This window comes from Phormidesmis priestleyi BC1401, from assembly GCF_001650195.1.
In the GTDB taxonomy this organism is placed as follows: Bacteria; Cyanobacteriota; Cyanobacteriia; order Leptolyngbyales; family Leptolyngbyaceae; genus Phormidesmis_A; species Phormidesmis_A priestleyi_B.
In genome coordinates, this window is sequence record NZ_LXYR01000108.1 from 1 (window position 1) to 6,591 (window position 6,591).

The 6,591-nt window shown below is 48.1% G+C and carries 5 protein-coding genes; 2 read left to right on the top strand and 3 right to left on the bottom strand.

Annotated features, from left to right (window positions below; translation table 11 throughout):
• Positions 1-212: 212 nt before the first annotated feature.
• A complete protein-coding gene (locus tag A8707_RS25155; protein WP_231948467.1) occupies positions 213-533 on the top strand; it encodes a hypothetical protein in 321 nt (106 codons plus the stop codon).
• Between the two features lie 120 nt (positions 534-653).
• On the opposite strand, the gene A8707_RS25160 is transcribed toward A8707_RS25155, so the two are convergent.
• From A8707_RS25160 to A8707_RS25170, 3 genes are all read right to left on the bottom strand, one after another.
• Entirely contained in the window at positions 654-2,057 is a 1,404-nt protein-coding gene (locus A8707_RS25160; protein WP_068820075.1) for a TldD/PmbA family protein, read from the bottom strand.
• A 185-nt stretch (positions 2,058-2,242) separates the two neighbouring features.
• Positions 2,243-2,518 (bottom strand): Npun_R1517 family heterocyst differentiation transcriptional regulator, encoded by a 276-nt coding sequence (locus A8707_RS25165; protein ID WP_068820071.1) that lies wholly within the window; start codon positions 2,516-2,518, stop codon positions 2,243-2,245.
• A gap of 1,053 nt (positions 2,519-3,571) precedes the next feature.
• Positions 3,572-4,762 carry a histidine kinase gene (locus A8707_RS25170; protein ID WP_331711746.1) on the bottom strand — a complete coding sequence of 397 codons (1,191 nt, stop codon included), beginning with the start codon at positions 4,760-4,762 and terminating at the stop codon, positions 3,572-3,574.
• 300 nt (positions 4,763-5,062) lie between these two features.
• On the opposite strand from A8707_RS25170, the gene A8707_RS25175 reads away from it, so the two are divergent.
• Entirely contained in the window at positions 5,063-6,250 is a 1,188-nt protein-coding gene (locus tag A8707_RS25175) for a glycosyltransferase family 4 protein (protein WP_068820073.1), read from the top strand.
• Positions 6,251-6,591: the final 341 nt, after the last annotated feature.

Sequence of the window (6,591 nt, forward strand, 5' to 3'; positions counted from 1 at the left end):
TTGAGTAGCGTAGGAGTTTGCTCGTTAACTCGCACGGCTTTCACCGCCACACCAAATTAAAAATTATGGTGTGGGGACTCCCGCCTGCCTAGCTAGACGAAGACGGCGAGTTTTTCGAGATTTTTGCGCCGCGCGTCCTAGCTGGAGTCAAAGACCATCCTCACAAGACCGCGATTTTGCAGAGCATGGTCTGCATCTCCTGGGAAACCAAAATGCTTCAGTGGGAATATGACCCCTCAGACGGTGAAATCCGCGCCATTATTGAGTTTCCCCTCGAAGATGCGATTCTCACCGAGCGGCAGTTTTATCGCTGCCTCCACAGCCTGGTCCAACTGGTCGATGAACTCGCGCTGCCTCGCCTCCAAGCCGTGATGGAAACTGGAGAAGACCTCGGCGACCTCGAAGAAGGCGAGCGCTTACTGCTGGCATTACAAGAAGAAGCCCCTGGACTGCTAACCATTTTAGAACGGGCAATGGAAGCTCGTAAACGACGGGGCAGACATCTGCCGCCGAAGGATGAGAAAGAGAAATAAGTAGGTGGAGAGAATCAACGGTGAGACGCGTTTCGGCTCTGCTCAACGCTCAAAGCCAGAACTCTCATCGCGTTGAGCGCAGCCGAATGACTTTCATTGCGCCTGTCTACTTAAAAGGCTTTACTCTTCGATCGCTTCTCCCCCCACGACGACATCCCGAATTCGCAAGCTAGGACCGCCACAGCCCACAGCTAGACCGCTCTGTCCGCCTTTGCCACAGCCGCCCGACTCATCCCAATAAAAGTCGTCTCCGATTCCTTCGATGTCTGCCAGAGTTTTAAAGGCATTGCCAGATAGGGTGATATCGCGCACAGGTTCTGCAATTTCACCGTTGCGAATCATCCAAGCTTCGCCAGCCGTGAAGGTAAACATCTCTCCATTCGTCATGCCGCCTAACCAGTTGCGCGCATAAACTCCTTCTTTGATGTCGCTAAACAAGTCTTTAACCGGAGTTTTGCCGCGCTCGATCCAGGTATTGGTCATGCGAACGATCGGCGGAAAGTGGTAATTCAAACACCGAGCGTTTCCGGTGGGGGTCTCTTCTAATTTGCCAGCCGTCTCACGAGAATGAAGACGACCGACTAAAACGCCGTCTTTGATCAGTTGAGTCGTGGTTGCCGGAACGCCTTCATCATCGTAAAAATAGCTGCCTCGATGCCCCTCAAGGGCGGCACCATCAAAAATTTGCAACTCTGGAGAGCCAAATCGCCGCCCCAAACTCATAACTTCCAGCAAATCTGGATTCTCATATGCCATGTCTGCTTCTGAGAGGTGCCCAAACGACTCGTGGACAAACAGCCCAGACAGAATCGGGTCAATCACCACCGTGTAGGCGTTTCCCTTCACCGGGGACAGCGCCAGAGAATCAACCGCTCGTTGAGCCGCACTGCGAACCTGACCATCTAAACCGATCAAATCTTCGTAGGCTTTGCGAGATCCGATCGTTTCTCGCCCGGTCTGCACTGTTTCACCATTTCGGGCAGTGGCAGCAAAGCGCATCTCAATATCGACCCAAGACTGCTCAATAAACGTCCCGTCGGAAGTCGCCAAAATCATCTTCTGAGCGCTGTCTCCATAGCGTACTGAAACCGTCGCAATGCGAGAATCGACTTCTCTCAAAAGTCCGCCATAATATTGACACAGCGATTTCTTTTGTGCCAACGGAATCTGTCGGGGATCGGTGCCCGTGAGCGGAAGCGTGCAGATATCTTGAACCGGGTCGACCGGAGCTAAAATCGTTTCTTCAGTACCCACCAGTCGAGCCGCCGCGATCGCGTCTTCGATCCGGTCTGACAGGGTTGAAAGCTGATTAAAACTGGCAAAGCCCCAGCCCCCCTTGTGACAGGCTCTGACTTGCCCTCCGATCGAGATGCCCTCACTCAAAGTTTCGATCTTGGTGCCTCTGAGTAAAATATCGGTGCCCTCAGCCGCTTCTAGACGAATGGCTAAATAATCGACCTGAGAGCGATAGCGACTAATCAAGTCAGCCAGGAGATTTTTGGTGTCAGCAAGGGCAGTGGTCATTGCTTTTAGAAAAAGTATCAACTGCTTCCATTGTGCAATCGATCGAGACCGCTTGCACAACAAGCTTGCCATGAAAAAGCCCGTAATCTAAAGTCGCAGTCAGCAGCGATGAAGATCACAGGCTAATTTTGTAGGAAAACGCTGTCGCTCAGGCAAGTCAACCCATCTGACCGCACAAGCTTTTCTTAGTCTTTGGAGTTGCGTAGCCGAATCAACTGACGACGCATCTGGGGCGAGGCTTCAATCTCTAGGATTTCTCGCGCTTCGACCTCGACTTGGAGAGGCTCCATAAATTCATCGCTCCCGCAGGTAAAGGCATCAAGCAACATCTCCAAGAGTTGTTCGCGGTCTTTCAACACCCGCTTTTCTTCAACTAATCTGAACTTGAGATGAATCTCACACTCATAAACGCCCACTTCATGGTGGTTAGTGGGCTGATATTCCAAGGAGTCGTACTTCATTTAGAAAAGCAGTCCCTACAACGCTACAACGGGATAACGGTTTTACATTGTGGCTGTCGAAAAAGTTTGTCTTTTGACCACTCAGACCTTGAGCAATCAAATGCCAAAATTTCTTCCACACCCAAACCTAACATCTTCAGAAACTAATGCAGATCAGCTAGATAGCTGAATCATTAAACAAGCGAGAGAAAACTCAAGAATGTAAGAGCGTTTATTCAATCTAATAAAGGTTACGATTCATTCTTTCTTAACAGGAGGCTTGTAGGTTAGTTATAAGGGAGTTAATGGTGGATTAGTACCGTAATAACACTCATCTTTGAACGGTCAAAGCTTGTGGGAGGTTAGCGACGATAGAAGAGGTGTTCGATCGCTAAAATTACAAGCTTTCTTAGAGGCTGCTAACCCCGTTATCAAAAAGACTTTGTTGTACAAAAAAATGCTCTCAAACAATCCAGTCCTCTCAAAACGTTTGGTACTTTTAGTCACATTAAAAAGCTTTAATACTTAGATACATAAGGAGTCCGACTGCTAAAACAGTCAACTCGTAAAGCTCTGCATTTAATATAGATAATTTTCAAAGTTAGAACAATTGAAGAAGGTTAAGTATTAATAGGCACTCTACTTATACCGTAACTACATCATTTCTAAGGGCTAATTATTCTCAATTCAAGAAGGATTTACCTCTTAACAAATGCCTCAGCCAGATGCTCAGTACTGATTAAATTGAATGTAATTTATTTAACTTTTTTCTACTTAAATCGGTTTTTTAAGCAATCAAAAAATAGATTATTGCTCTGAAAATTATCGAAATCACGCCACCAAATCTTAGTCATTGCCTATAAATAAAGCAAACTAAAAATAACATTGGCAAAAATTAAAGTAATAATTTTGCTCTACGGAAACCTGAAAAATCTTCAGTAAAATCACTGAAAATGCTTACCCATATATAAATTTTCTGAAAAGATCTGAGGATTTTTATATAGTTTTGATGTTGACGACTGAAATCCGGATAAGTAATGCCTAAATTAACAGACAGATCGTAGAGACTGTGGTCTATCGCTGCGATCGATAAACGGGCAGCGTAAAGTGAAAGCAACTGCCCTGATTGGGGACAGAATCAACCCAAATCTGCCCATAGTGTGCTCGAACAATGCGTTGACAAAGCGATAAGCCAATCCCGTAGCCATCTTGGGCTTGATCTCGCTGAAGGCGGAAATGGTCTTCAAAAATGCGATCGCGGTTTTCTTCTGGCACACCGGGTCCAGTGTCACAGATGCTAACCTGCACCTTCTGAGCCGTGCGATGCAGCATTGAGACGTGAATGGTGCCATCGATCGGCGTATATTTCGCGGCGTTGTCGAGAATATTGGTTAAAACTTGACGCACCCGTTCTGTGTCGGCGTAGACGATCGGCAGATCGGTCGGGATGTCAGTATTGACCTGCTGCGACTTAGCGCGGAACCGTTCTTCTAAATTTTCTAGAACACTGTCACACAGGGCACCAAGTTCTAACTTCTGCGGCACAATTTGCAGTTCAGCGCTGGTGCCCCTGGCGGATTGCAGAATGTCGGTGATCATGCGATCGATAGTGCGAATCTGCGACCGCCCATGTTTGAGCAATTGAGCCGTCATTGCCGAAGTGAGCCGATAGCCTTGTCCTTCTTGCGCTTTGTGACCGATTTCTAGAGTTTCAATCGCGATCGAGGCTGCTGTTAGAGGATTTCGCAAATCGTGAGCCAGCATTGAGATAATCTGGTCTTTAAACTGGAGCTGTACCTGAAGGTCTTCTTTCTCTTGCTTGAGATTAAAAATCTCGTCGGTTAGCTGCAACAGCTCGGATGAGTGAGCGATCGAAGAAATTTTTGAAGCCGAAACAAAAGGAGCCTGGTCAACCGTCGATTTCAACTCAACCTGATTCTCTAAAAAGCTCTCAACTGAAGTTTGCCAGTGAGACCAACAGTCTTTGAGTTGAGCAACCAAATTCATTCCGGTTAGAGTTTGCCGAGGGTCGGGGTGAATCTTAATCAAGGCAGGCGTAGCAACAAGGCGAAAATGTTCTGCCAAGTAGGGTTGTTCACCGACATCAATCACCTGAAGCTCAAACGGACAGTCAGCTCTTAAATCGTTCAAAAAGCGGCGAATCTGCTGGATCTGCTCTTTTGCAGTGGGTCGCTGATCGACAAACAGCAAGATCTGTAAGGGCACTTCAGCATTTGTTAACGTTTGGGAAGGTGCCTGCATCATCAATGAATTGCTAAAACAGACGGGGATAATTGACTATCAGAATGAATAAATTAAGACATTCCTCGATCGCAGTCTTAGAAAAGATGACAGCGCTATACTGGCAACCTTGGGCGGAAACTCTAAAGATAGAGCTAGATTCCATCTCAAGCAGTGGATGCAGGAAGCTTAGGTGAGCAGAGAATGGAGCGATCGAGTCATTTGTATAGAATATCTATAGATTATCGCGTTTTGGGCAAGGTCTGTGAGAGTGTCCGCCAAGTTTCTGTAGAGTGAAAATACGAATCGTCGAGATTGGGGCTGATGAAGATTTTGGTATTGACCTGGGAGTTTCCACCCCGCATTGTGGGCGGCATCGCTCGTCATGTGGCGGAGCTATACCCAGAGTTGGTCAGGCTAGGGCATGAAATTCATCTGATTACGGTGCAGTTTGGTCAGGCTCCTCACTATGAAGTGGTCGATGGGGTAGGCGTGCATCGCGTCAGTGTCGATGAGAGCCAAAACTTTCTGCACTGGGTCGTCAACATGAACGCCAGTATGGGTCAGCACGGCGGCAAGCTGATTCGAGAAGAGGGTGCGTTTGACATCATTCATGCTCATGATTGGCTGGTCGGTGATGCGGCGATCGCGCTCAAGTATTTGTTCAAAATTCCGCTTGTGGCAACCATTCACGCGACCGAAGGGGGACGAAATAATGGCGTTCACACCGAGGATCAGCGCTATGTGAATGAGAAGGAGCGCTGCTTGACTCATGACGCGTGGCGGGTGATTGTCTGCACCGACTATATGCGGCGAGAAGTTGAACGATCGCTGCACACTCCCTGGAACAAGATTGATGTCGTCTATAACGGCATTCGGGCGGAAAAAAAGCTGCGTCATCCAGGGTTTGATGTGCAAGAATTTCGGCGGCGATTTGCAGGAGATGACGAGAAGATTGTCTATTATGTGGGGCGAATGACCTACGAAAAGGGCATTTCTGTTCTGCTGAGTGCGGCTCCAAAAGTGCTTCAGGCAATGGGAACTCAAGTGAAGTTTGTGTTTATTGGCGGGGGCAACACCGATTATTTAAAGAGTCAAGCCTGGAATTTGGGCATCTGGCAAGCGTGCTTCTTCACGGGGTTCATGCTCGATGAAGATTTAGATAAGTTTCAAACGATCGCCAACTGTGCAGTTTTTCCCAGTCTCTATGAGCCGTTTGGGATTGTGGCGTTAGAAAGTTTTGCGGCACGAGTGCCTGTGGTCGTATCGGATTCAGGAGGTTTGCCTGAAGTCGTTCGGCACAACAGAACGGGGATCGTCACCTGGACGGGTAATTCAGATTCTCTCGCTTGGGGAATTATTGAGGTGCTGAAGAACCCTGACTATTCTCAATGGCTGGTTGAGAATGCCTTCAAAGATTTAGAGGTGCGCTTTCACTGGGCAAAGCTGGCGAAGCAGACAGAAGCGGTGTATGGGCGAGTGCTGCACGAGCGATCGCAGGTCGAGTGGTAAGAGGATGTTTGAGGAGGGCTGGTTTGCGCTGTCAGGGTCAGTATTTCAGATGAGCATTGACTCACAGGGCGTACCTTGGTGAAGCTGCCCTCACCTCAGCCCTCTCCCATAGGAGAGGGAGCCAGAGTCCGGTTCCTCTTCTCCTTGGGGAGAAGGGGTTAGGGGATGAGGGTCTTCAGTTTAATTGCTCAGATCTTGCACCCGTCTATTCGCTGCGGTTCTGTCCCGCCCGTGAATGGAATTCCGGGCTAGCCTTGCGAAGTCCGTTGAAACGGACTGAACCTCAAACCCTCTCTCAGTCCCTTGAGTGGACTTCGTACCGTTAGACCGTGATGTTCAAT